We start from the raw sequence: 25,645 nt of genomic DNA, 5'->3' as shown, positions 1-25,645 counted from the left end.
TAGCTTTACATGTAAAGATTTTGAAAAGGTATTGTAACGCAAAATAAGCATATCTTTGTAGCAATTTACCGAAATCGACACTTGACATTAGTTAGATATCTAATTATAATGCTACTTATGAAAAATCAAAGACTCATATCGCTTTCAAGCAGACTTGCTGAGAAAGCCAATAAATTTATCATTGCTGAACTTAAAAAATATGAACTTTCTGATATCGCACCTAGTCATGGAGATATCTTGAGTTTGTTATTTGATGGTAACGCCTATGAGATGGGTGAAATCGCAAAGAAAATTCATAGAACAAAGCCAACGGTGACTGTTCTGGTTGAAAAACTTGAAAAGAGTGGCTATGTGCAACGCATCAAATCAGACGTTGATGCGAGGTTTACAAAAGTTTCACTTACTAAAAAAGGGTTTGAACTTCAGCCTATGTTTGAAGCTATTTCCCAAGACCTAAACGCTTTGGCTTATGCAGGGCTTCGAGACGAAGAGGCATTACTGTTAGAAATATTGCTTGAAAAAGCCATTGTTAATTTTGAAAAGAAAGAATAAACATTTGTGTATATAGTTAGATATCTAATTAATTATATTCACTGCATTGAGGAGGTTTGCAACAGTATTACTATCGTTTGAAATGACCGTTACATAAAAATAAACAATTCAAAAAAGGAATAAAGTATGGAAAAGTTAGGACAAAATTATAAAGTTATCTCATGTGGAAATATTCAATCTCTTGGTCGTGTTGTACTGCACGATACATTAGCGCTCACAGGTGCAGAAGTTTCGGTCAATGAACTTCCAGCAGGTGTGAGTGTTCCTTTTGTACATGCGCATAAAAACAATGAAGAGATTTATGTGGTGCTCAGTGGAAAAGGCTTTTTATTTATTGATGGCGATGAGTTTGAAATCAAAGAGGGCGATGCCTTTCGCATAGACCCCAAAGGGGAGCGCTGTATTAAAGCGGGCGATACAAGCTCTCTTCGTTTTATCTGTGTTCAAGCCAAAGCCAACACACTTGAAGGTTTTACAGAAACCGATGGACTGCCTGCTGCGTCAAAACCCTCTTGGTTATAACAAGGTTTGCCTCGAAAGAGGCAAGCTTAGTTTGAAGCGTTAATTACGATTTTGGAGTAGATTTTTAATGCCTTCATGGTAGACTAAAACAAAAAAGAGACTCCATGAAAGATTTTATAGCAACCATTCAAACCGCCATCATCGGCACACTCGATAAAAACAGCCATCCTTTTAGTTCTTACGCGCCTTACATTTACGATGCAAACCGTTTTTACGTTTATATCTCAGACATTGCAACACACGCTAAAAACATTCAAAAAGATCCTAGAGCTTCACTCTTTTTTGTTGAAGATGAGAGTAAAACAGACAATCTTTTTGCACGAAAACGCGTCAGTTTGCAATGCAATAGCCAAAAAATTGAACGAGGATGCGAGCGTTTTGAAACGGTCTTAGAACTCTTTGCCAAAAAGTTTGATGTTAAGATGGTTGCAACCCTTAAAAAAATGACGGACTTTAATCTCTACGAGTTCAAAGTGAATTACGGCGAAGCGACATTTGGGTTTGGCAAAGCGTATTTTATCGGTGGGGAAAATATGGACGAATTGGTAGAGCGAACAGGCGATAATCCGCATCATGGGGTGAAGTGAAAAGCTTTACATGTAAAAGGGGAAAGTTAAAAGTTTAGTTGTCATTTTTCCTTTTGACAAGTCTTAATGTTGCCGAATTTTTGAATAAATAATTTTATCTTGTTTGTTAAAATAAATATGCAAGTTATCATAGTCAAATCCAAAACCGCTGCACATTCCAAGAACGTAGCTGTATTCATTTTCTCGAATATGATCAGGTTTCCCTAGTAGATTTTCTACAAATTGTTTACTTTCACCTTGTTTTAAAAGGTTATCTCTAATATCTTTTGCCATACCACCTCGATAACAGGTGGAATCTAGTTCTTGGGTAAGTGGAATATTCCATTTTTTGGTATCAAAAGATTGATGTGAAAAGACTCCAATTGTCATCCACCACACGAATATTCCACCTAAGATAGCTAAAAATCCTGTGATTGCTAAAAAGGTAATTAGTACTTTTTTAAGAGTCAGTAGAATGTTTTTTATCACAGATAATTCCTTTGTCTTCGTCAAAGAATATTAGTAAATTATAAATTGCATCAAAATAATTTTAGCAGAAATTAGGGGGGAGGACTAAACTTTTAAACTTACATGTAAGAAGTTAGCCCTCTATTTAGAGGGCTAAAAAGTTTTATTGATAAATCTGTCCGCCACTCTCTTTAAAGTGTTCTGCTTGTTCTTCCATGCCTTTTTCTAATGCCACACTTACATCTTCAGCACCGATTTTAGCAGCATAATCTCTTACATCTTGCGAGATTTTCATAGAGCAAAATTTTGGTCCACACATGGAACAAAAATGGGCGACTTTGGCACTCTCTACTGGCAAGGTTTTGTCGTGGTATTCACGGGCGCGGTCAGGGTCAAAGCCTATGTTGAACTGGTCATACCATCTAAATTCAAAACGGGCTTTGCTCATGGCGTTGTCACGGATTTGCGCACCCGGAAAGCCCTTTGCTAGGTCTGCGGCATGGGCGGCGATTTTGTAGGCGATGATGCCTTCTTTGACGTCTTCACGGTTTGGTAGTCCTAAGTGCTCTTTTGGGGTGACGTAGCAGAGCATTGCTGTGCCGTACCAACCGATTTGTGCCGCGCCGATAGCTGAGGTGATGTGATCGTACCCCGGAGCAACGTCGGTAACGAGCGGTCCAAGGGTGTAGAAGGGCGCTTCAAAACAGTCCTCAAGCTCTTTGGTCATGTTCTCTTTGATCTTTTGCATCGGCACGTGACCTGGTCCTTCGATCATCACTTGGACGTCGTGTTTCCATGCGATTTTAGTAAGTTCTCCTAAGGTTTCAAGTTCGGCAAATTGCGCTTCGTCATTGGCATCGTAGAGTGAACCAGGGCGCAAGCCGTCTCCGAGTGAAAAGGCAACATCGTAAGCTTTCATGATGTCGCAGATCTCTTCAAAATGGGTGTAGAGGAAGTTCTCTTTGTGATGGTGCAGACACCATTTTGCCATGATGCTTCCACCACGAGAGACGATGCCAGTCAGCCGTTTTGCGGTCATCGGCACGTAAGCAAGGCGTACACCTGCGTGAATGGTAAAGTAGTCCACGCCTTGTTCCGCTTGCTCGATGAGTGTGTCACGAAATACTTCCCACGTAAGGTCCTCAGCGATGCCATTGACCTTTTCTAGGGCTTGGTAAATCGGCACGGTACCGATAGGCACAGCAGAGTTGCGGAGTATCCACTCTCTGGTTTCATGAATGTTTTTGCCTGTGGACAAGTCCATGACTGTATCACCACCCCATCGTGTTGACCAAAGCATTTTCTCTACCTCTTCTTCAATGGATGAAGTGGTAGCAGAGTTACCGATGTTGGCGTTGATCTTGACCATGAAATTACGACCTATTATCATCGGCTCGGCTTCAGGATGGTTGACATTGAGAGGTAGTACCGCGCGACCTGCGGCGATCTCTTGGCGGACAAATTCAGGGGTGTAAACCTCTGGTAAGTTGGCACCAAAATGCTCGCCTTTGTGTTGTGCGCCTAAAAGTTTGTTTTTACGCGCCTCTTCAAGGTTACAGTTTTCACGAATGGCAACATACTCCATCTCAGGGGTGATGATGCCTTTTTTGGCATAGTGCATTTGCGTGATGTTTTTGCCACTCATAGCACGGCGTGGTTTTTTAAGGTTTGGGAAGCGAAGGGCGTTTAACTCTTGGTCGTCGTGGCGTTTGTGAAAATAGATAGAGCTAAAATCTTCTAATTGCTCGGTATCATTGCGCTCTTCGATCCATTTTGCGCGTAGTGGCTCTAAGCCTTTGTGGAGGTCGATCTTGACAGTAGGGTCGGTGTAAACGCCCGAAGTGTCGTACACATGAAGCGGTGGATTTTCCTCAAAAGTGCCATCTCTCAAAGAGGTTGGGCTGAGTGTAATTTCACGCATCGGGACTTGAATGTCAGAGCGTGATCCTTGTATGTAAATTTTCTTAGAGCTTGGGAAGTTTTGAATGTAAGATGAATCTATTTTTTCAAGATTGTCGAGTACTTTACTCATGCGTTTATCTCCTTATTTCCTACGCTGGCATTACCCAGATCAGGTTCGTGAAGCCACATTAATGACTTCTTGGGGTATTATCTCAGCCATACGTTCGGCACCCCCACAGACAATGGTAAATGATGAAAAGAGATTATACAAAGCCAATCCAAAAAGAGACTTAAAGAAAAAAGAGTGTAGTAAAAAAGTAGCTTTGTTCACATGTAAAGATTATCTGCCGATGATAAAGGTACTGTTTTTGACTTGGTAAGGGAAGGTTTCTTGAAATGAAATAGGAAAAGGAGCCGATACATTGCCCATGAATTCAGGGACGTTGAGGTGGTAGTCGATGTGAGGATTTTTCGCTTCTAAGATCACTTTGGCAGAACCGATGATTTGATTGGAAATTTCTTTTAAAAGATCATCCAAATCGTCTTCACAAAGGTTGTCTTCAAAGAGGAGATTTTTAGCAATTTCATTAAGGGCACTTTTTTCAAAAAGCAGATACCATGTGTGTTCACACTCATTTTCAATCAGTGAAATCGCCGAGCCGTAAAATTCTTTGCCAAAATTTTCAACAAGTTGTGGAAGTTCACATAAAATCGTTGAGCAGAAATTTTCAGTTGCCTCAATAACAGCGTTTTTCATGCTATTCCTCTTATTAGATATGCGATTTAAGAACATTATAGATTAAAATAATTAAATTGCGTATTAAAGAAAAACCTCAGTAGATAAGCTCGTTTTGAAAAGGGAAAATTCTTTACATGTAAACTTTTTTCATACAAATCTTTATGATAATTATTTTTAAAAAGAGTACAATAACGCGTTCATTTTTTAGAGTAAAAGGAATTTTATGCACACAAAAGGGCTTTCACGAGGCTTGAAAAATAGACACGTCCAGCTTATAGCATTGGGCGGGGCTATTGGAACAGGTCTTTTTTTAGGCGTTTCTACAACTGTTCAAATGACAGGTCCAGCGGTACTTTTAGGGTATGCGCTTGGTGGATTTATTGCATTTATGATTATGCGTCAACTAGGAGAAATGGTCGTAGAAGAACCAGTTGCTGGTTCATTTAGCCATTTTGCAAACAAATACTGGCATCCATTTGCGGGTTTTGCATCAGGCTGGAACTACTGGATACTCTATGTTTTAGTGGGTATGGCAGAACTCACCGCCATTGGCACATTTGTGCATTTTTGGCTTCCAAATATCCCAACATGGGCATCAGCGGCATTTTTCTTTGTCTTGGTCAATCTTGTCAATTTAGTCAATGTTCGCATTTATGGTGAGTTTGAGTTTTGGTTCTCCATCATCAAAGTAGCGGCGATCATTGCGATGATTACGTTTGGTAGTTATTTGCTCATCAGCGGAAATGGCGGTGAAAATGCCCATTTTAGCAACCTTTGGGCGTTAGAGGGTGGATTTTTTCCACATGGTATCAAAGGCTTTTTGATGGCGATGGTGTTCATCATGTTCTCTTTTGGTGGACTTGAGCTTATTGGTATTGCGGCGGCTGAGACGGATGATCCAAGTCATACGATTCCACGTGCGACCAATCAAGTCATCTACCGAATCCTCATTTTTTACATCGGCGCATTGGCAGTTCTTCTTTCCTTAATGCCGTGGATGCAGATGACCAAAGAGGTAACGCCATTTGTTATGGTTTTTAGTAGTTTAAATCAAAACTTTATTGCGCATGTGCTTAATGCCATCGTTTTAACAGCGGCACTTTCGGTTTATAACAGTGGTGTTTACTCCAATTCACGTATGTTGTTTGGTTTGGCAGTACAAGGCAATGCACCTAAAATAATGATGAGCCTAAACAGCAAAGGTGTTCCTGTCAATGCGGTGCTTTTCTCAGCACTTATCACGGGTACATGTGTTGCGCTCAATTATTTTATGCCAGAAGGTGCGTTTCAATTTTTGATGGCATTGGTTGTTTCAGCACTGATGGTTAACTGGTTTATGATTACGTTTGCACACCTCAAATTTCGCTATGCCAAAATCAAAGAGGGGATAGAGCCTAAATTTAAAGCGTTTTGGTTTCCTGTGGGTAACATTATCTGTATTCTATTCTTTGCAATGATTTTGATCGTTATGCTTTTTATTGATGGCATTAACATCTCTGTTTATCTCATTCCAGCATGGCTCGTGCTCCTTGCCATTGGGTACAAACTCTCTCGTAAATAATACCCCCGTCTTTACATGTAAAACCTTTTACATGTAAAGACGACTTCCCTTGCTAACTCACTCTTTAAATGGTTTATTAAGAGGGCTTCGAGTACAATCAATCATCTTAATAATTAAAGTTGGCATATATGTTAGTGGGTCTTGCATTTTTCGGTATCTTAGTAGGATTTTCTTCTGGTTTCTTTGGCATCGGTGGAGGAACGATTCTTGTACCTGCTTTGATCTATTTTGGTTATGACATTAAAATGGCAATCGGAATTTCTGTGATGCAGATGATTTTTAGCTCGATGTTTGGCTCGTATGTGAACTATAAGGCCGGCGTTCTTCAACTAAACAGTGGAATTTTCCTAGGGTTTGGCGCACTTTTTGGCGCGGCACTTAGTGGGTTTATCGTCAAAGCATTACCTCAAATGGCACTTTTAATTCTTTTTGCCGCTATTCTTTCGATGTCTATTTATAAATTTTTTACAGCGCCTATAGAGCCTAAAAGTACACCCAATGAGTCAAAACTTTTACTTTTTGTTGTGGGTGTGGTCATCGGTGCGATTGCGATTAGTACAGGAACCGGTGGCGCTATCTTTTTGACACCTGTACTGGTTGGTTTTATGAACTGGGATATTAAAAAAGCGGTTGGAACCACGCTCTTTTTTATCATTTTTGGCTCAATTTCTGGTTTTATCAGCCTTTCTGCCAATGGTTTAGTTGATTACAATGCAGGTGTGGCTGTGGGTATAGGCTCTTTAATTGGTGTCTATTTTGGGGTTAAGTTAGCCCATCGTGTTGAGAAAAAGGTGCAAAAACGAGCCCTTTTGATCTTGTATGTCGTTATGTTTGTATTAACAGTCAATAAAATTTTAAGTGAGTTAAATATCCTATGATCAAAATTTACGGTGCTAAAGAGAATAATCTTAAAAATATTAATTTAGAAATTCCAAAAAACAAGCTTGTTGTCTTTACAGGCCTTAGTGGAAGTGGTAAAAGTACACTAGCGTTTGATACATTGTATGCTGAAGGACAACGCCGTTACATCGAGTCTCTCTCTTCGTATGCAAGACAGTTTTTGGATCGTGTCGGTAAGCCCGATGTTGAAAAAATCGAAGGGCTAACACCTGCCATTGCGATTGATCAAAAAACAACGAGTAAAAACCCACGCTCTACGGTGGGAACGATTACTGAGATTTATGACTATTTGCGTCTGCTTTACGCACGTGTAGGAAAACAGCATTGTCATCTGTGCGGTAAAGAGATTTCACAGATGTCGGTGGCTGACATTATTGAGCAGGTTTTAAAACTGCCTCCTGAAACCAAACTTTCCATCCTCGCCCCTCTGGTACGTGAGAAAAAAGGTAGTTTTGCCGACATGATCGAATCATTGCGACATAAAGGCTATGTCCGTGCTTTAGTCGATGGTGTTATGGTACGTTTAGATGAGGAAATAGAGCTTTCAAAAACCAAAAAACATACCATTAAAGTTATTATTGACCGTGTGGTGGTTCGTGAAGAGAATAAAGAGCGTATAGCAACCGACATCGAAAAAGCACTTTTAGAGAGCTATGGCGAAGTGGAGCTTGACATCTCCAATGCCGAAGAAGTAGGGCTTCCTACTTCTCACATTCATTACAGCGAGCATTTAGCCTGCTTTGACTGTAAGATCAGCTTTGAGCCGTTAGAGCCGCTCTCCTTTTCATTTAACTCACCCAAAGGTGCATGTCCAACGTGTGATGGTTTGGGCATTCGCTATACACTTGATCTTAAAAAAATCATCAATGAGCATGTAAGTATTGATGAGGGCGCTATTAAAATCTTTTATGGCTTTAACAAAAGCTTTTATGCGAAGTTTTTAACAGCCTACTGCGAAGCCGCGGGTATTAATACACGCATTCCGTATGAGGAACTTGAAGAGTATCAACAAAAATCCATTTTGCATGGTGGCGTTGAAGAGGCGACTTTCTTTTGGAAAAAACATAAACTCACCCGCAAATGGGATGGTGTCATTAAAATTGCCTATGATATGCTCAAAGATGAAAAAGAGCTGGGTGATTATATGAGCGAAAAGACGTGCGACACGTGTGGTGGGTATCGTCTGAAAAAAGAGAGTTTGGCGGTTCGTTTGGCGAAGAAAAATATCGCCGATATTTTAGAACTTCCCATCGATCAGTGTCTTGCCTTTTTCCAAGATGAAAAGAATTTTGCTTCGATGAAATCACAACACAAAATGATCTCGGAGCCTATTTTAAAAGAGATCAAAGAACGTCTTTTCTTCCTTTTTGATGTGGGACTTGGCTATATTAGTTTAGGACGCGATGCGAGAACCATTAGTGGTGGCGAGGCACAACGTATTCGTATTGCTTCGCAAATTGGCAGTGGGCTCACGGGGGTTATGTATGTTTTAGATGAGCCAAGCATCGGTTTGCATGAGAGGGATACCCTCAAACTCATCCGAACGTTGCGCAACTTACAGAAAAAAGGCAATTCGGTTATTGTTGTTGAACACGACAAAGAGACCATCAAAACAGCAGATTTTATTGTCGACATAGGACCAGGTGCTGGAAAGTTCGGTGGAGAGATTGTTTTTAAAGGTACGAATGAAGAGCTTTTAAAAAGCAATACGTTGACGGCTCAGTACCTTAATGGTAGTAAAGTGATTGATTATCGTGAAAATAGAAAACAAGACCGATGGATAGAACTAAACAATGTTTCGATTAACAATATTCAAAACCTTGATGTGAAAATCCCTCTGGGAAATCTTGTCGCGATTACGGGTGTGAGTGGCAGTGGTAAGAGTTCACTCATTCTTCAAACCCTTCTTCCTGTGGCAAAAGAGTACCTTAACCGTGCGAAAAAGGTCAACAAAGTAGCAGGTGTAGAGTGCATAGGACTTGACCAGCTTGATAAAGTAATTTACCTTGATCAAAGCCCGATAGGAAGAACACCCCGTTCAAATCCTGCGACATACACAGGTGTAATGGATGAGATAAGAGCTTTATTTGCTAAAACCAAAGAGGCGCAAATAAGGGGTTACAGCGTTGGTCGTTTCTCCTTTAACGTCAAAGGTGGTCGTTGTGAGAAGTGTCAGGGCGATGGTGAGATTAAGATAGAAATGCACTTTTTGCCTGACATCATGGTCAAATGCGACAGTTGTAAAGGGCATCGCTATAACGCGCAAACTTTAGAGATCAAATACAAAGGAAAGTCCATCTCTGATGTTTTAAATATGAGTGTTGATGAGGCTTTTGAATTTTTCAAAGCTATTCCTAAAATTCATCAAAAAGTACAAACGCTTGTTGATGTTGGTTTGGGGTATATAACGCTAGGTCAAAATGCGGTGACGTTAAGTGGCGGCGAGGCACAGCGTATTAAGCTTGCAAAAGAACTGAGCAAAAAAGATACAGGCAATACCCTCTATGTTTTGGATGAACCAACGACAGGGTTACATTTCGCCGATGTGGACAGACTGGTAAAAGTGTTACACCATCTCACAGATATGGGTAACAGTGTTTTGGTCATTGAACATAACATGGATGTCATCAAAAATGCAGACTATATGATCGACATGGGACCCGATGGTGGTAGCTACGGAGGGCGTATTATCGCAGTTGGAACGCCTTTAGAGGTTGCAGAAAAAGCAGAGAAAAATGGAAGTTACACAGGTAAATTTTTAGCCTTAGAGTTAGAGTCAGAAAAGAAGAAGTAGCTTTTGTTTCATTTTGTAACGCTTTTTACATGAATAAATGGTGCAATACCTTTTACATGTAAACCTACATAATATAGACATAATTTTTAACTATAATCGATTCATCTAAAAAACGAAAAGGATGTTTCGTGGAACAAACAGCGAATGTTGTCAAGAAAAAAAACTGGATGAGCTATACGATTAAAAGTTTAGCTTTTTGGGTTATTGTAGGCATTATTGCAGGTATTGCATTGGGTATGGTTGATCCCAAGTTAGCAATACAAGCAAAACCAGGCATTGATTGGTTTATTCAAATATTGAAATGGCTTGTAGGACCGATTATCTTCTTAACGATTATCTCAGGTATCGTTGGACTTGAGAGCTTGAAAGAAGTTGGCTCTATCGGACTTAAAGCATTTATCTACTTTGAGATTGTCAGTACATTTGCTTTGGCAATTGGTGTACTTTTTGGTAATCTTTTGGGTGCTGGAAAGGGTATGAACCTCTCTGTTGAGTCATTGGATGCTAAAAGTGTTGCTAAATTTACAACCAATACAGGTGATGTTGGCTCTATCTGGTCTATTTTAAAAGGTGCCATTCCTAGTGATCCAATTTCACCATTTATCAATGGTCAAACACTTCAAGTATTAACAATGGCATTGGTTTTAGCGATTTTAATTTCTGCATTTGGTGGAAAACATAAAGCGGCTATTCTTAAACCACTTGAAATTGCACAAAACTTTTTCTTTAAAATCTTAACGATCTTAATGTGGTTAAGCCCAATTGCATCCTTTAGTGCTATGGCGTTTTTGATTGGAAAATTTGGTGTTGCTTCATTGATCAACATGGCAAGCTTACTTGGCGTTATGCTTATCTCTGTTCTTGCATTTGTCTTTGGTGTCCTTGGTATCATCATGGCACTCTTTAAGATCAATATCTTCAAATTTATGCGTTTTATCTACAAAGAGGTTTTAATTGTATTTGCAACTTCTTCAAGCGAATCAGCATTGGCTCCATTGATGCGTCGTCTAGAAGCAGCAGGTGTCAGCAGAGGTACAACAGGTCTTGTTATTCCAACGGGGTATTCATTTAACCTTGATTGTACGAACATCTATCTTTCACTTTCCATCATCTTCCTTTCTCAAGCGTTCAATATTCCATTGACACTTGGCGAAGAGTTAAGCATCATTCTTATTTTGATGATTACGTCAAAAGGTGCGGTTGGTGTTACAGGTTCAGGCTTTATCGTTCTTGCAGGAACATTGTCTGCAATGGGTGGCGCAATCCCTGTTGCTACTGTTTCTGTCCTTCTTGGTGTCGATAAATTTATGAGCGAGATGAGAGCAGTTGGTAACCTTTGTGGTAACGCGGTTGCAGCTGTTGTTGTTGGTGCATGGGACAAGCAAATCGATATGGAAAAATTCAAATACGCACTTGATCATCCAGAAACTGTTGCGGATGCAATTCCAGGTTAATCAAATCTTATATCAGCCAATGAGGTGTTACAATTACCTCATTGGCTTCTTTTTTTCTAACACTTCTATCCCTTTTTTATTTAAAAAATCTCATTAAAATCCCCTTGCGTATGTCATAATAAATACATATATCATAAAACACACTTTGCAAACACATCTTAAGTTTTTCATAAAAATAGGCATTTATTAGGGCTTGAAATGGTTTTAAAGTATTAAAGGGGCTTCGTTGAAAAGTGGGCACAAGAAAAAGACAGTCAAAAAAGATTGGAAGCATTACACTGTCAAAAGTTTAGCATTTTGGGTTATTTGTGCAATTATTGCAGGTGTAGCATTTGGTATGGTTGATCCAACCAATGCCATCAAATCAAAACCAGGTATTGATTGGTTTATTCAAGCATTGAAATGGCTTGTTGGACCGATTATCTTCTTAACGATTATTTCGGGTATCGTTGGACTTGAAAGCCTCAAAGAGGTTGGTTCTATTGGTATAAAGGCATTTATCTACTTTGAAGTTGTAAGTACCTTTGCCCTTGCTATTGGTGTTTTGTTTGGCAATATTTTAAACCCAGGTCATGGAATGAATCTCTCCATTGAATCCTTGGATGCTTCTAGTATAGAGAGCTTTACGCAAACACCTCAAGAGGTAGGTTCAGCATGGAATATTCTTAAAGGCGCTATTCCACACGATCCAATTTCACCGTTTATTCAAGGGAATACGCTTCAAGTTTTAACAATGGCTCTTGTACTGGCGATTTTAATTTCTGCATTTGGTGGAAAATATAAACCAACGATCTTAAAGCCATTGGAGAAAGCTCAAAACTTTTTCTTTAAAATTTTAACCTTGATTATGTGGTTGAGTCCTATTGCGAGCTTTAGTGCTATGGCATTTTTAATTGGTAAGTTTGGTGTCTCTTCCCTCATCGGTATGGCGAATTTACTAGGTGTGATGCTTGTTTCTGTTCTTGTTTTCACATTTGGTGTACTCGGTATTATTTTATGGTTCTACAAAATCAACGTTTTCAAGTTCATGCGTTTTATTTCTAAAGAGGTGTTGATTGTGTTCGCAACCTCTTCAAGTGAAGCAGCGCTGGCGCCACTTATGCGTCGTCTTGAGTCTGCTGGTGTGAGCAGAGGAACAACAGGTTTGGTTATTCCAACAGGTTACTCTTTTAATCTGGGTTGTACCAATATCTATTTGGCACTTTCCATCATCTTCCTTTCTCAAGCGTTCAATGTTCCATTAAGCCTTAGTGAGCAGATGAGCATTATTCTTATTTTGATGGTGACATCAAAAGGTGCTGTGGGTGTTACGGGTTCTGGAATTATCATTCTTGCGGGAACATTGTCCGCTATGGGTGGAGCCATTCCTGTTGCAACAGTGGCAGTTCTTTTAGGTGTTGATAAGTTTATGAGTGAGATGAGAGCCGTTGGTAACCTTTGCGGAAATGCGGTGGCTACTGTTTTTGTCGGCGTTTGGGACAAACAGATTGATATGAAAAAATTCAAACACGCGTTAAATTATCCAGAGAGTGTTGAAGATGCAATACCTGGTTAATCGTTTCTTTTAGCTAATGAGGCTAGTCCTCATTAGCTTTTTAACTAAACCGCGCTATAATCTTAACAAATTTATAAAGAGAGATGACATGCTAGAAGAAATAGCTGAGCGCATCAAAGCACTTCCTCCCCTTCCTAAAAGTTTTCATCAAATGACGCAACTTTGTCAAGACCCCAATGCAAGTGTCAATGACCTTGCTCGTGTGATTGAAGAAGACCCTATGATGGTTGCTAACCTTTTAAAAGTTGCCAATTCTCCATTGTATGGATTTAGACGCGAGATAAAAAGTGTCGCACAAGCTGTAGGTCTTTTTGGTATGTCAACAACGCGTTCTTTGGTAACCGATATGTCGATTAAAAAATTACTGCAAGTTGATATGGCGCCTTATGGGGTGAGCCCTGAAGAGTTTGCCGCAATATCAAGCCTTCAAAGTGCGCTTATGTTGCAATGGTACAGTAAAGTTGATGCTAGCAAAGTTGACATGCTTTTCTTAGCCGCACTTTTACAAGAGACCGGTAAAATCTTGATTGCCGATGAGGTCGTGAAAAATAACGAAACCTATCAATTTTCTTCTGAGATCGCCAATAGTAGTAACATTGCTGACGTTGAACGAATGTTTGTACGTATGAGTAGCAGTGAAGTGACAGCACTTATTTTTAAACATTGGAAATTTGAAGATAAAATGGTACAAGCGATTGAATATTCAGATGCTGTTGGTACTATTCCAGAAATAATTCGTCCTTACGCATTAGCGCTTAAAATAGTCAAAACAGCCATTCCTCTCAATGCTCCATTAAGTGAGCGTAGCGTCAATCTTGCTCTCAATCTTATAGAGAAAGAAAAACTGGATAAGAGCTCTTTTATCGAAGTTATTAACAAACTCAAAGAATACTACTAACCCTTACATGTAAAGGCGCTTTTGTGAAAACACTTACTATCATTGATACTTTTGGCTTTTTTTTTAGAAATTACTATGCACTTCCGCAACTTCGCAATTCCCAAGGGTTTCCCACAGGGCTTTTGACAGGATTTGCCAATTTTATCTATGCGATTAAAAATGAACATGACACAGACTATTTGATGTTTGCACTGGATAGTAAAGGTAAAAACTTTCGCCATACGATTGATCCAAATTATAAAGCCAACCGTCCTGAAGCTCCCGAAGATCTTAAACGCCAATTACCTGTGGCCGTTTCATGGATTGAGAAAATGGGCTTTAAATTTTACAGCGAAGAGGGGTTTGAAGCGGATGATGTCATCGCATCTGCGGTTGCTTTTGCTAAAAGCCATGATATAAAAGTACGCATTGTGACGCACGATAAAGATCTTTACCAGCTCATTGATGATGGTAGAGTGGTCATTTATGATCCGATGAAAAAAATAGAGATAGATACCGAAAAGTGTTTTGAAAAATTTGGCGTATATCCCAATAAAATTAATGAGTATCTTTCCTTGGTTGGAGATGTTGCCGATAATATCCCAGGTGTTAAAGGCATTGGTCCAAAGGGTGCTAAAAAGCTTTTGGATGATTTTGGCAGTGTTGAAAATGTCTATGCAAACTTAGAGCGTGTCTCAAACCCACGTGTGCAAAGCATGCTAGAAGAAGGCAGAGAAAAAGCTTTTTTGAGCAAGCAGTTGGTGCGTTTGGACGATTCACTGATCATCGCCGATAAATTTGAGTCATTTCATTTTCCTTGCAACAATCCTCTTATCAACATCGTCGATGAATTGGAGAAGTACGAGCTACGCCATATACTCTCTCGTGTGAAAAATGAGTCTTTACATGTAAAGCCAAAAGAGACGCCAAGCAATAGGTTTAAAGCGATATTGCTCGATGATACCAAGATGCTTTTTAACATCATTGAAGGCATTGAAGAGGACGCCATTGTTGCGTTTGATACCGAAACTAACGCTTTGGATGCGTATAATGCCAAGATCGTAGGTTTCTCCTTTGCCATAAACGCAGAGGAAGCGTACTATGTACCTATAGCGCATCACTATTTGGGCGTTGGTGATCAGATCAGTCTTACGGATGCAAAGCACGCGTTGGAAGAGCTTTTTAAACATAAAATTGTGGGGCAAAACCTCAAATTTGACCTTGCTGTGATTGAAAACAATTTTGGTCTAAAAGATGTCAACATTTATGCCGATACAATGCTTCTTGCATGGCTTCTCAATCCTGAAACGAGCGTGGGGCTTGATACCCTTGCTTTACGCTTTTTTAATCACGCAATGGTCAAGTTTAAAGACGTGGTGCAAAAAGGCGAAAACTTTAGTAATGTGCCATTGGAAAAAGCGTGTGAATATGCGAGCGAAGATGCATGGATGACGCTCAGACTCTACCATAAACTGCATGAGATGTTAGACCCTCACTTGCTCGATCTTGCCAAAGAGGTGGAGTTTCCTTTCATTAAGACACTCATGAAGATGGAAAAAGAGGGCATACAAATTGATGGTGCTTATTTTGAAAAGCTTTTAAAACGCACCGATCTAGCTATTGAAGCGCTGAAAGCAGAGATATTTACGCTGTGTGATGCAACCTTTAATCTAAACTCAACGCAACAACTAGGCAATGTGCTTTTTGAACAATTAGGTCTTCCTACGGTTAAAAAAACGAAAACAGGGTACAGCACGGATGAAAATGTCCTCAATGAGCTTTTAGATAAGCACCCAAGCATCGCCAAAATTTTGGAGTACAGAGAGCTGTATAAGCTTCGTTCAACCTACATTGAGCCATTGCTTAAACTCTCAAAAGAGTCTCCATTGGGACGCGTTCATACGTCGTTTATGCAAACGGGAACTTCCACAGGAAGGCTCAGTTCCAAAGACCCAAATCTTCAAAATATCCCTGTAAAAACAGAGTTGGGACGCGAAGTACGCGGTGGTTTTGTGGCAAAAGAGGGCTATAAACTCATCGGCATCGACTACTCACAAATCGAGCTCAGGCTTTTGGCGCATTTTAGTGGTGATGAAGCAATGGTGCATGCATTTCAAGCTGGCAAAGATATCCATAAAGAAACAGCGCTGAAGCTTTTTGGTGAAGAGGAAGCGGCAGCCAAACGCGGTGTGGCTAAAAGCATTAACTTTGGTCTTCTTTATGGTATGGGACCCAAACGTTTGTCAGAAACAATTGGGATCACAACCAAAGAGGCAAAGAGTTATATTGAGAGCTATTTTGCGACGTTTCCTACCATTAAAAACTACCTCACATCAGTAGCGGAGAGTGCTAAAAAAGAGGGTTATGTTCAGACGTTGCTGGGGCGAAAGCGCTTTTTTGACTTTGAACATGCCAATGCTATGCAATACGCTGGCTACCTTCGTGAAGCGGTCAATACCGTTTTTCAAGGCAGTGCCGCCGATCTTATCAAACTTGCGATGAATAAAATTATGACGACGCTTGTGGATGATGAAGCAAAATTGTTGCTTCAAATTCACGATGAGCTTATTTTTGAAGTGAAAGAGGAGAGGGCAGAAAGCTTTGCGATACAGGCACAAAAAGTGATGGAAGAGATATACACACTCAAAGTACCTTTAAAAGTTTCCATTGCCATAGGCAATAATTGGGGCGAATTAAAATGATAGAAGTATTGCTATTGGCATTTGCGTTGAGCATGGATGCTTTTGCGGTTTCCATTGGTCTTGGCGCTAAGCAGAACAGTGAGTATAGATCGCTTGCGCTTAAAGCAGGGCTTTTCTTTGGCGTGTTTCAAGCCATAATGCCACTTATTGGTTATTTGGGTGGAAAAGGCGTGCTTGGATTTGTGAGCAGTTATGCATCGTATATTGCTTTTGGACTTCTGCTTCTTATTGGGGCGAAGATGATTTATGAAGGGGTCAATGAGGGCGTTGAAGAGGAAATAGCGAAGATTACCAATAAGATCATGCTTACCCTTGCTATTGCTACAAGCATTGATGCCATGGCGGCAGGCTTTAGTTTGATGCTTTTACCGCTTAATCCTTTGCTCGCCTGTGGTATCATCGGCTTGACAACATTTATCATCAGTTTTATCGGTGTTTATGTTGGAAAATTGACTGGAACATGGTTAGAGAGCAAAGCAGAAATTTTTGGTGGCGTTGTTTTAGTAGCAATAGGATTTAGAATTTTGTTTTTTTAGGAGAGAGTCTTGTCTTTAACAGTGGTTGTTAAAGACAAGATTGAATAATTTTTAGAATTTATAGTTTACACCAAAATAATATTGAAGTGTTGTTTTACCATCAAATGTACCATGATTAGCTCCATTGACTGCTGAGTCGTCAACATTGCTACTATCCATATAGCGTGCTCCAATTTCAAGATCAACATGGCTTGTAACCGCATAAATCACACCCGCTTCGGCACCATAACTAAATCCTTTTGGGCTATCCAAATCGTTATCAATTGCACTACTGTAATGATCTTTACCTTTAGTATAGAGGGCATTAACACCAATAAAAGGGCTGAATGAAGAGCTGTTCTTAAAGAGGTAGTCATAACCAAGTCCAAGGCTCCATGAAGAAAAATAGTCTTTTTGATTTTGACGCATTACGGCACCATAAATTCTTCCATAATCAAAATACTTACCTATTTTAATTGCTTCATAGGTTGAATTAATGCTATCAGAATAATCCCACGCATCACCATTGTAGCTGCCAGCTGTTTTGTATTTCATATTCATTCCACCAAACTCACCACCTACAAACCAGCTATTGTTAGCTTCTGCAGCAATGGCACTCGTTAAACTTACACACAGCAATGATGCTACGATCAAACTTTTTTTCATAAGAAAAACTCCTTTTAAATATATAAACATGCAATTAAAGCAGATTGGTGAATTTAATTCAAATAGTTATTACTATGGGATGATGTAAATTAAAAAATATATGCAAAAATCATGAAAATTATGAAAAAAAATGAATTCTGTGACGCGTTCTGTGACACGAACACGATAAAATTTACATTAGAATTTAATCTAAACGGTAAAGTAGGCAAAGTGCTAGCTTGGATTGGTTAAAGTAAATTCGTATGATGAAGGATAGCTTTGAAAACAGTAGAGACTACGATAGATCATTCTTTTATAGAAAAATTTCATTACACAGTTGGAAAAAATGTTAAAAAACTACGTGAACGCAAAGGTTATTCACAGTTAGCTCTTTCTCAAGCTTTAGGGTATAAATCGGTTGGTCTTATCTCCCAAGCTGAAATTTATCACAAAAGGCAACACTTTAACCTTGAGCATCTTTTCAAGATAGCCTATATTTTAGAGTGTGATATAGCAGATTTTTTTCAAGAAAGTGTTGGCGAATAGTTTTTAAGAATTTTCTCACATGTTTTATACTCAGGCATAAATTCATTGACACAATGCCAAAATGCTTTTTGATGATGTTTATGCTCAATGTGCGAAAGCTCATGGATAACGATGTAGATGATACACTCTAAAGGCAGTTGTGCAAGGCTGAGGTTGAAACTGAGTTCATTGGTATGGCTACAACTTCCCCAACGCTTTTTGGCTTTACGAAAGCTAATTTTCGTGGGTTTAACACCCATCAAAAAACTCCACTCTTCAACCAATCGTGTTACTAAAGGGATTGTCTTTGCTCTATAAAATTCTTCAGGTGTTTGGTTTACATGTAAAAGTATTGGCTCACCCAAATAGAGTACTTTCCCCTCGTCTTCAAAGAGCGAAGGCAGCGTTGTGCGCTCTTTTGCAGCTTTTACTTTCGTAAAAATCCAAGCTGCTTTTTGCTCAACCAAAGCGTGAATGTACTCCTTAGAAGAGGAGGGTGCTTTGACGATGACACCTTTTGTTGGGTGAATTTGAATGTAGATATTTTTAAGACGGCGATTGGTAATGATAGAGTAGCAAAGCGTTTCGCCTTGATACTCTATGAAAGATGACATGGTTTAGTTAAACCAGCTTTTGATTTTATCAAAGACGCCTTCGTATTTCTCGTCTTTGTGTTTGGTTTCAACACCAAATTCTTCTTGCAGTTTTGTAAGCAATTCTTTTTGCTCTTTGGTGAGTTTTTTAGGGTAGCGGATTGAAATCTGAGCGATCATACCACCCAATTGATGAGTATGAACGTTCTTAACACCCTCTTTTTTGAAGATAAACTGTTGTTTGTCTTTTGCCCCTAAAGGTAGCTCAAGCTCTGTTTCACCACGAATCGTTGGGATTTTGATGGTTTCACCGAGTGCTACTTGCGTAAAAAATACAGGTACTTCAATGTAAATATCATCGTTATGGCGTACAAAATGCTCATCTTCTTTGACATGTACCAAGATGTAAAGATCACCTCTAGTACCTCGTTCATCGATGTTACCACGACCTGCAACACGGATGCGATTGTTGTTGTCGATGCCTTCTGGAATGTCGATAGTGACTTTATCGTCCACTTGTGAAAAGCCTTTGGCATTACAACTTGGGCAAGGGTTCGTTACGACACTGCCTTTGCCATTACACTCAGGACACGTTTGCGAAAAGGTCATAAAGCCTTGTCGGTAAAAGACTTGACCTTTGCCTTTACACTCTTTACATGTCGCTTTTGATTTGTCCTTGCTTCCAGTGCCATCGCAAGTGTCACAAGGTTTTTTGTAGGAAAAGCTCACCTCTTTTTTGGTTCCAAAAATAGCTTCATTAAATGCTAAAGTGACTTCAGCTTCAAGATCCAAGTTGTATTTGCGATTTTGTTTTGATCCGCCTCCGCCAAAACCACCACTGCTAAATCCTCCACCAAAAACTGACTCAAAAATGGAGCCAAGATCACCCATGATGTCTTCGTAGCGCATATCGGAGAAGTGGCTAAAGCCCTGAGAGTCAAGTCCAGATTTACCATAACGATCGTAAGTAGAGCGTTTTTGTTCATCACTTAAAACTTGATAAGCTTCATTGATGGCTTTGAATTTTTCTTCAGCTTCTTTGTCGCCTTGATTGCGATCGGGATGGTACTGAAGTGCCAATTTTCGATACGCTTTTTTAATCTCTGTAGCGTCTGCATTTCTGGTAATTTCTAATACTTCATAATATTCTAGATCCACTATTGTTCTCTTTACATGTAAGATTTTGAAGATCAAGATTTTATCAAAAAGTAGTTTAAATTTTGGTTGTTAAGGTCTGTTAACAAACCGTTAAAAGCTTGTTAATAGCGCTCTTGTAAGATTTCATCATAAAACTTTTAAGGAGTACACAATGAAAAAGACAATCTTAACGCTAGCAACTCTAGTTGCCCTAGGAACGACAGGAGCTTTCGCTTATGGTGGTGGTAACTGTCAAGGCATGCAATCTGATATGGGAATGATGCAAGGTATGGGACAAGGTAGTATGATGATGCATGGCGGTAAAGGTGGTATGGGTATGCTTCAGCAACTCAATCTTACTGATGATCAACGCCATAAATTAGCTGTTTTGCAAAGTGAAATGAAGTTAGAAATGACCAAGCTTCGTGATCCAAAGATGATGACAAAAATGCAAGATTTGATGAGCGGTGAAAGCTTTGATAAAAAAGCATTTATTAAAATGCACAATGAAATGCATGAAAAAATGGTAACGCTTCAAGCGGATCACATGGAAAAAGTGTTCAACCTTTTAACGAAAGAGCAACGTGCTGAACTTAAAACACTGATGGCTCAAAAACCACAAAAACCAGCTCCTGTAACACCTGCTACTACCCCTGCAAGTAAATAAAAAGTTCAAAATTTACCCCTTAAGACCTCTTCGGAGGTCTTCTTTTTTTAAAACCCTCTCAAATTTAGTATAATAGAGTTCTTGTAAAACTAAATTTTGCAATAACTAAAAGCAGCAAAGGTCATGGAATGATTAATGTCTTAATGATAGAAGATGATGCCGAGTTTGCCGAAATATTAAGTGAATACCTCGCCAAATACAATATCAAAATTACCAATTATGAAGACCCTTATTTGGGGCTTAGTGCGGGTGTTAAAAAGTATGATCTTTTGATTTTAGACCTTACATTGCCCGGTATGGATGGGCTTGAAGTGTGCAAAGAGGTTGTCGCAAAATATGACATTCCAATTATCATCTCTTCGGCGCGCAGCGATATTAGCGATAAAGTCATTGGGCTTCAAATTGGAGCAGATGACTATTTGCCAAAGCCGTATGATCCTAAAGAGATGTACGCACGTATTCAGAGCTTGATTCGCCGTTATAAAAAAAGTTCGGCACCCGAAGAGCAACATGGTGTGAGTGTTTTTGCTGTCGATGAGAAGCGCCATGAGATCTCTTTTAAGGGTGAAGTGTTAAGTCTGACACCTGCTGAGTATGAGATACTTTCGTATATGATTCGTCAAAATGGCTTTTCAATTTCCAGAGAGCAATTGGTCTATAACTGCAAATCGCTCAAAGATAAAGGCTCTAAAAGTTTAGATGTCATTGTTGGAAGGTTACGTGCTAAGATCAATGATGATTCTAAAAATCCCGAATACATCCACTCTGTTCGAGGGATCGGATATAAGCTTGTCGGATGATTAAAAACTCAATTCTTAACAAAATTAGCGCGGTTTTTTTTCTTTCGCTTTTTTTACTGGCGATGTTTTTTGCACTGCTTTTGGAGCATCAAAGCGATAAAAATCTTGAAAACATGAAGCAACGTCAGCTTCAATCGGTGAATTATCTTCTTGTCATGTACCGCAATAACGTTCAACCAGGAGATATCGAAGAGTATTTTAACAACTTTGGGCTCAAAAAGGTTTCGAGTAAATATCTGCGTGATTCGGTTTTGGAGCGTGGTGTTATTATTTTTCAAAAGCTCTCTCCTATCAGTCGTTTTTCCTCCATCATTTACAATGATCGTTATTATCTTTTTATCGATAACTTCGAGTCAAGCGTTCTTTTAGAGAGTCAGGACTACAAAAACTTTAATGAGAGTTTGTGGGTTGTTTTTGTGATAGCCCTTTTGATTTTGCTTTACATGTATGTTTCTATTTATAAAAGTATTGCACCTCTCAAGTCACTTAGCGCACAAATACGCAAATTTGCCAGTGGTGATTTAAGTATAGAGTGTGCGAGTGAGCACAATGACGAAATTGGTGAAGTTGCCAATGAATTTGATCGTGCGGTTAAAAAGATACGCGACCTGATTCATTCAAGGCAGTTGTTTCTACGTACGATTATGCACGAGCTTAAAACGCCTATTGGTAAAGGGCGGATTGTGGCGGAAATGTTAGAAGATGATACGGCTAAAAAACGTTTAGTCGGTGTTTTTGGAAGGCTTGATCTGTTAATTGCCGAGTTTTCCAAAATAGAGCAGCTGACATCACAACGCTATGAACTCAATATGAAAGAATATTCGCTTTTGCATGTCATCGATCAAGCCATTGATCTGTTGATGCTTGATGATAAAAAACGAGAAGAGCAAGTGAAGGTTGAAGGCGATTTTGATTTTAAAGTCACTGTTGATTTTGATCTTATGGCGTTGGCGATTAAAAACTTGATGGACAATGCGATGAAGCATAGCCTCAATCACCGTGTTTTTGTGAAAAATAGTGAGCAGAAATTGATTATTGCCAATGAGGGAGAAGCTCTTAAAATGGCAATTGATGAGTATTTTAGACCGTTCGTTTCAGGCTCAAAAGCTTGTGGTAGTGGACTTGGTCTTGGTCTTTACATTGTTCAAAATATTGTTACTCAACATGGCTTGGAGGTCAGTTACAGCTATGAAGCAGGGTTCCATCAGTTTAGCATTGATTTTTCAAGAGGAAGCGTAGCATGATGCGAGGATTGGAGAAGTTTAACAAGTTGGTCGATGCGTTTGAAAAACTTCCTACGGTTGGACGAAAGTCCGCTGTAAGGTTTGCATATCATCTTGTTTTAAATGACACATTTTCTGCGATGAAACTCTCCAATGCTATTGAGAGTGCGATTAAGAGTATTCGTAAGTGCGAGCGTTGTGGGGCTTTGAGTGAGCATGAAATTTGCGATATTTGCCTTGATGAAAGGCGTGATGTGCAAAAGCTCTGCATCGTTGAGAGTGCTAAAGATATTTTTGTTCTTGAAGAGCATAAGCTCTTTGATGGGCGTTATTTTGTCCTAGGGAATTTGGAAGAAGAGACGCTGAGTAAGCTTGAAGAGATGGTCAAAGATGGCACTCGCGAGATGATCTTTGCATTGACGCCTTCTTTAGCCAATGATGCTTTGATTTTATTTATTGAAGATAAGCTCAAAAATCATACGCTACATTTTACGAAGATTGCGCAAGGAGTTCCAACAGGGGTTCATCTTGAAAATGTCGATATGCTCTCTTTGTCCAAAGCACTCGAATCACGTACAAAAATCTAAGATAAATCTTCTTGCATGTTAAAGAACTGATAACGATTTTTTCCTGATTGCTTGGCACGATACATAGCTTTGTCTGCATGTAAGACAAGCTTTTCTGCATCGATAGTGTCTTTAGGATAAAAACTCACGCCAATGCTCGCTGAAACATACAAATCAATGCCATGAATCACAATAACTTCTCTCATGGCTTCTAAAATTCGCTCAAGAATTGAAATGCACTCTTCGGGTTTCTTTAAATCGGTTAGCAGTGCAACAAATTCATCCCCACCTAGGCGTGCAATCGTTTCATTTTTGCGTAACAATGCGCTAATACGCTGAGAAATGGTAATCAAAAGCTCATCGCCAATACTGTGACCATACGTGTCATTAATCTCTTTAAAGCCATCAAGATCAATGTAAAGTAAGGCAAGATAGGTGTTATAACGTTGTGCTTCTGCAATCGCTTGATGAATCCTATCCCATAGCAATACACGGTTTGGAAGAGAGGTAAGCGCATCGTGGTGTGCCATGTGTTCTAGTTTTTTTTCATGCTCTTTAATGGTTGTGATGTCTGTAAAAAGTGCGACAAAATGTTGAATCTCTCCTTCACTATCTTTAATCGCACTAATGTTCACCATTTCTGCATAGATACTACCGTCTTTGCGGCGATTCCAAATCTCTCCTTGCCAATTTCCTTGTGTGAGAATACTTTGCCACATGTGGGTATAAAATGATGTCTCTTGTCGCCCTGATTTTAAGATGCGTGGATTGTGTCCGATGATCTCTTCAAGGTTAAACCCTGTGGTACGGATAAATGCCTCATTGGCTTCAATAATTGTTCCATGCGGATCGGTGATAATAATTCCCTCTTTAGCGTGCGTAAAAACATTAGCAGCCAGTTGTACTTTAGCATCACTTTGACTTTTTTCAATGGCAAGCGCAACAAATTGTACTTCATCTTCGACCAATTTAATCTCTCGTGGCGTCAACGCTTGGTGCTTTAATGAGCAAATAATTAAGAGGCCTAATGGCTTACCAAATGCAGAGACAATCGGATTTACCCAACAATTTTCGTTATCATGAGAGGGAGGACATTCGATATTTTCACTCCACCATCTGTTTTCAGCTAGTGTACTAAAGAGTGTTGGCTTACTGGGAAGGTGAAGTAAATTTTGTAAAAAAAGTGCATTGTTAGATGATGCTTCAATAAGCGTTGTGCTTAAAAGTTGTAGCTCATTTGAGGTCGCTCCAAGGATGAGTTTATGATTTGTTTCATCAAAAAGTACAATGCTACAGCCAACGCGTTGATGATGAATAGATTCAATATCTCCTATCATGACATGTAAAATGGTGTAAAGCGGTGATTTGAGTGCAATCATTTGGAGAATTTGTTTATGATGCTGCTCACATTGCTGAATATATTTACTTTCGTCAATATCGGCGATGACACCAACAAGGCCTATCTCTATGCCCTTCGTATCATAAAAACGTTTTCCTGTAAGGCGACCCCAAAAATTGCTTCCATCGAAACGACAGTAGATGCGTTCGAGATCTACTGAGGGAATTTTACTGCTTAAAAGTGCAAGCATTTTTTGGCGAGCAATCTCTTTTTCAGAACTATGGATGAGTTCAACATACTCTTTGCCGATAAGCTCGTCAAGAGGGTACAAGAACATCTCTGCCATGCGTTGATTGGCATGGGTAATGAATCCTTGTAAGTTGACTAAAAAGATGGCAACGCTGGATGTATCCATGATCTGTTTAAAGATTAATTCTTGTTTAGCAAGATTTTCATTGACTTCTTGCAGGTGTGCTTCTGCTTTTTTACGCTCTGTTATATCATGAATAATGGAAAAAAGAACTTTTCTATCATCAAGATTGATAGGAGTTGAATAAACTTCAACATCTCTGATTTCACCATTGGCAATGCGGTGTTTGAAATTAAAATAGTTGCGTTCTTCCGTAAGGGCACGTTGGCGTTCTTGTTTGACTTCCTCATGTGGAAGTATGTTAAACGAAGAGATAGACATACCTACTAGTTGATCGAGTGCATAACCATAATAGTGTGATGCCGCATGATTTGCATTGATGATTTCACCACTTTCTGGATCAATCAGTAACATGATTGAGTTACTTTCATCAAAAAATCTATACAGTGCATTATATGTGCTATCTGATGAAAATAAAGTATGAAATAGTGTTGAAAATAAATTCATTTGAGCTCTCTGCTTTGAAATGTCACACCTATAATTGTATTAGTGTAACATAAAATTCGCAATGTTGTCTTACAAAGAACAACATTTTTTGATCAAAGATGGCGATAGCAAATAAGAGGGTGTTTCCTAAAATCAAAAAGGATAGGAAAAAAAGAGTCATAGTCCC

At 39.3% G+C, this 25,645-nt stretch carries 23 protein-coding genes; 16 read left to right on the top strand and 7 right to left on the bottom strand.

Translation table 11 applies throughout. The features are described from left to right. The first annotated feature begins 117 nt into the window (after window positions 1-117). The 3 genes from N0B29_RS01330 to N0B29_RS01320 all read left to right on the top strand — a co-directional run bounded on the left by N0B29_RS01330 (window position 118) and on the right by N0B29_RS01320 (window position 1,661). Complete coding sequence (locus tag N0B29_RS01330) at window positions 118-552, top strand: MarR family winged helix-turn-helix transcriptional regulator (protein ID WP_263831906.1); 435 nt, start codon at window positions 118-120, stop codon at window positions 550-552. A gap of 126 nt (window positions 553-678) precedes the next feature. Then, a complete protein-coding gene (locus tag N0B29_RS01325; protein WP_263831905.1) occupies window positions 679-1,074 on the top strand; it encodes a cupin domain-containing protein in 396 nt (131 codons plus the stop codon). A gap of 104 nt (window positions 1,075-1,178) precedes the next feature. Beyond that, window positions 1,179-1,661: a HugZ family pyridoxamine 5'-phosphate oxidase gene (locus N0B29_RS01320; RefSeq protein WP_263831904.1), complete on the top strand. Its 483-nt coding sequence runs from the start codon at window positions 1,179-1,181 to the stop codon at window positions 1,659-1,661. 63 nt (window positions 1,662-1,724) lie between these two features. Here the strand turns inward: N0B29_RS01320 and N0B29_RS01315 are convergent, their stop codons facing one another. From N0B29_RS01315 to N0B29_RS01305, 3 genes are all read right to left on the bottom strand, one after another. After that, window positions 1,725-2,129 (bottom strand): outer membrane protein assembly factor BamE, encoded by a 405-nt coding sequence (locus N0B29_RS01315; RefSeq protein WP_263831903.1) that lies wholly within the window; start codon window positions 2,127-2,129, stop codon window positions 1,725-1,727. A 142-nt stretch (window positions 2,130-2,271) separates the two neighbouring features. Next, complete coding sequence (thiC, locus tag N0B29_RS01310) at window positions 2,272-4,140, bottom strand: phosphomethylpyrimidine synthase ThiC (RefSeq protein WP_263831902.1); 1,869 nt, start codon at window positions 4,138-4,140, stop codon at window positions 2,272-2,274. Window positions 4,141-4,350: 210 nt separating this feature from the next. Next, window positions 4,351-4,767: a chemotaxis protein CheX gene (locus tag N0B29_RS01305; RefSeq protein ID WP_263831901.1), complete on the bottom strand. Its 417-nt coding sequence runs from the start codon at window positions 4,765-4,767 to the stop codon at window positions 4,351-4,353. A gap of 205 nt (window positions 4,768-4,972) precedes the next feature. Here N0B29_RS01305 and N0B29_RS01300 point away from each other — a divergent pair, with 205 nt between their 5' ends. The 8 genes from N0B29_RS01300 to N0B29_RS01265 all read left to right on the top strand — a co-directional run bounded on the left by N0B29_RS01300 (window position 4,973) and on the right by N0B29_RS01265 (window position 17,128). Next, window positions 4,973-6,310: an amino acid permease gene (locus tag N0B29_RS01300; protein WP_263831900.1), complete on the top strand. Its 1,338-nt coding sequence runs from the start codon at window positions 4,973-4,975 to the stop codon at window positions 6,308-6,310. Between the two features lie 128 nt (window positions 6,311-6,438). Further along, window positions 6,439-7,188: a sulfite exporter TauE/SafE family protein gene (locus N0B29_RS01295; RefSeq protein WP_263831899.1), complete on the top strand. Its 750-nt coding sequence runs from the start codon at window positions 6,439-6,441 to the stop codon at window positions 7,186-7,188. Further along, the gene (gene uvrA / locus N0B29_RS01290) at window positions 7,185-10,004 is read left to right on the top strand and encodes an excinuclease ABC subunit UvrA (protein ID WP_263831898.1); all 2,820 of its coding nucleotides are present in this window, start codon (window positions 7,185-7,187) and stop codon (window positions 10,002-10,004) included. The genes N0B29_RS01295 and uvrA overlap by 4 nt, the downstream gene beginning before the upstream one ends. A gap of 167 nt (window positions 10,005-10,171) precedes the next feature. Then, a complete protein-coding gene (locus N0B29_RS01285; protein ID WP_263832481.1) occupies window positions 10,172-11,458 on the top strand; it encodes a cation:dicarboxylate symporter family transporter in 1,287 nt (428 codons plus the stop codon). A 226-nt stretch (window positions 11,459-11,684) separates the two neighbouring features. Next, window positions 11,685-13,013, top strand: coding sequence for a cation:dicarboxylate symporter family transporter (locus N0B29_RS01280; RefSeq protein ID WP_263831897.1), 1,329 nt, complete (start codon window positions 11,685-11,687; stop codon window positions 13,011-13,013). A gap of 88 nt (window positions 13,014-13,101) precedes the next feature. Continuing rightward, the gene (locus N0B29_RS01275; RefSeq protein WP_263831896.1) at window positions 13,102-13,911 is read left to right on the top strand and encodes an HDOD domain-containing protein; all 810 of its coding nucleotides are present in this window, start codon (window positions 13,102-13,104) and stop codon (window positions 13,909-13,911) included. A 23-nt stretch (window positions 13,912-13,934) separates the two neighbouring features. Beyond that, the gene (polA, locus tag N0B29_RS01270; RefSeq protein ID WP_263831895.1) at window positions 13,935-16,592 is read left to right on the top strand and encodes a DNA polymerase I; all 2,658 of its coding nucleotides are present in this window, start codon (window positions 13,935-13,937) and stop codon (window positions 16,590-16,592) included. Continuing rightward, complete coding sequence (locus N0B29_RS01265) at window positions 16,589-17,128, top strand: manganese efflux pump MntP (protein WP_263831894.1); 540 nt, start codon at window positions 16,589-16,591, stop codon at window positions 17,126-17,128. Before polA ends, N0B29_RS01265 begins: the two co-directional genes overlap by 4 nt. Before the next feature lie 51 nt (window positions 17,129-17,179). On the opposite strand, the gene N0B29_RS01260 is transcribed toward N0B29_RS01265, so the two are convergent. Further along, window positions 17,180-17,773, bottom strand: a complete 594-nt coding sequence (locus N0B29_RS01260; protein ID WP_263831893.1) for an outer membrane protein — start codon at window positions 17,771-17,773, stop codon at window positions 17,180-17,182. 258 nt (window positions 17,774-18,031) lie between these two features. Between N0B29_RS01260 and N0B29_RS01255 the strand changes: the two genes are divergently transcribed. Further along, window positions 18,032-18,298 (top strand): helix-turn-helix domain-containing protein, encoded by a 267-nt coding sequence (locus tag N0B29_RS01255; RefSeq protein ID WP_263831892.1) that lies wholly within the window; start codon window positions 18,032-18,034, stop codon window positions 18,296-18,298. Here N0B29_RS01255 and N0B29_RS01250 read toward each other — a convergent pair. After that, the gene (locus tag N0B29_RS01250) at window positions 18,277-18,891 is read right to left on the bottom strand and encodes a M48 family metallopeptidase (RefSeq protein WP_263831891.1); all 615 of its coding nucleotides are present in this window, start codon (window positions 18,889-18,891) and stop codon (window positions 18,277-18,279) included. The genes N0B29_RS01255 and N0B29_RS01250 overlap by 22 nt on opposite strands. A gap of 3 nt (window positions 18,892-18,894) precedes the next feature. Beyond that, the gene (dnaJ, locus tag N0B29_RS01245) at window positions 18,895-20,028 is read right to left on the bottom strand and encodes a molecular chaperone DnaJ (RefSeq protein ID WP_263831890.1); all 1,134 of its coding nucleotides are present in this window, start codon (window positions 20,026-20,028) and stop codon (window positions 18,895-18,897) included. Between the two features lie 151 nt (window positions 20,029-20,179). On the opposite strand from dnaJ, the gene N0B29_RS01240 reads away from it, so the two are divergent. The 4 genes from N0B29_RS01240 (at window position 20,180) to recR (ending at window position 23,284) form a co-directional block, all read left to right on the top strand. Then, the gene (locus tag N0B29_RS01240) at window positions 20,180-20,674 is read left to right on the top strand and encodes a Spy/CpxP family protein refolding chaperone (protein ID WP_263831889.1); all 495 of its coding nucleotides are present in this window, start codon (window positions 20,180-20,182) and stop codon (window positions 20,672-20,674) included. A gap of 128 nt (window positions 20,675-20,802) precedes the next feature. After that, on the top strand, window positions 20,803-21,474 hold the full coding sequence (locus N0B29_RS01235) for a response regulator transcription factor (RefSeq protein ID WP_263831888.1): 672 nt from the start codon (window positions 20,803-20,805) through the stop codon (window positions 21,472-21,474). Continuing rightward, entirely contained in the window at window positions 21,471-22,718 is a 1,248-nt protein-coding gene (locus tag N0B29_RS01230; RefSeq protein WP_263831887.1) for an ArsS family sensor histidine kinase, read from the top strand. Before N0B29_RS01235 ends, N0B29_RS01230 begins: the two co-directional genes overlap by 4 nt. Beyond that, the gene (recR, locus tag N0B29_RS01225; RefSeq protein ID WP_263831886.1) at window positions 22,715-23,284 is read left to right on the top strand and encodes a recombination mediator RecR; all 570 of its coding nucleotides are present in this window, start codon (window positions 22,715-22,717) and stop codon (window positions 23,282-23,284) included. The genes N0B29_RS01230 and recR overlap by 4 nt, the downstream gene beginning before the upstream one ends. Here the strand turns inward: recR and N0B29_RS01220 are convergent. Then, on the bottom strand, window positions 23,281-25,479 hold the full coding sequence (locus N0B29_RS01220; RefSeq protein WP_263831885.1) for a sensor domain-containing protein: 2,199 nt from the start codon (window positions 25,477-25,479) through the stop codon (window positions 23,281-23,283). The genes recR and N0B29_RS01220 overlap by 4 nt on opposite strands. Between the last annotated feature and the right edge of the window lie 166 nt (window positions 25,480-25,645).

The sequence above is a fragment of the Sulfurospirillum oryzae genome, assembly GCF_025770725.1.
GTDB lineage: Bacteria > Campylobacterota > Campylobacteria > Campylobacterales > Sulfurospirillaceae > Sulfurospirillum > Sulfurospirillum oryzae.
This window is presented reverse-complemented; position numbering and strand designations above follow the sequence as displayed.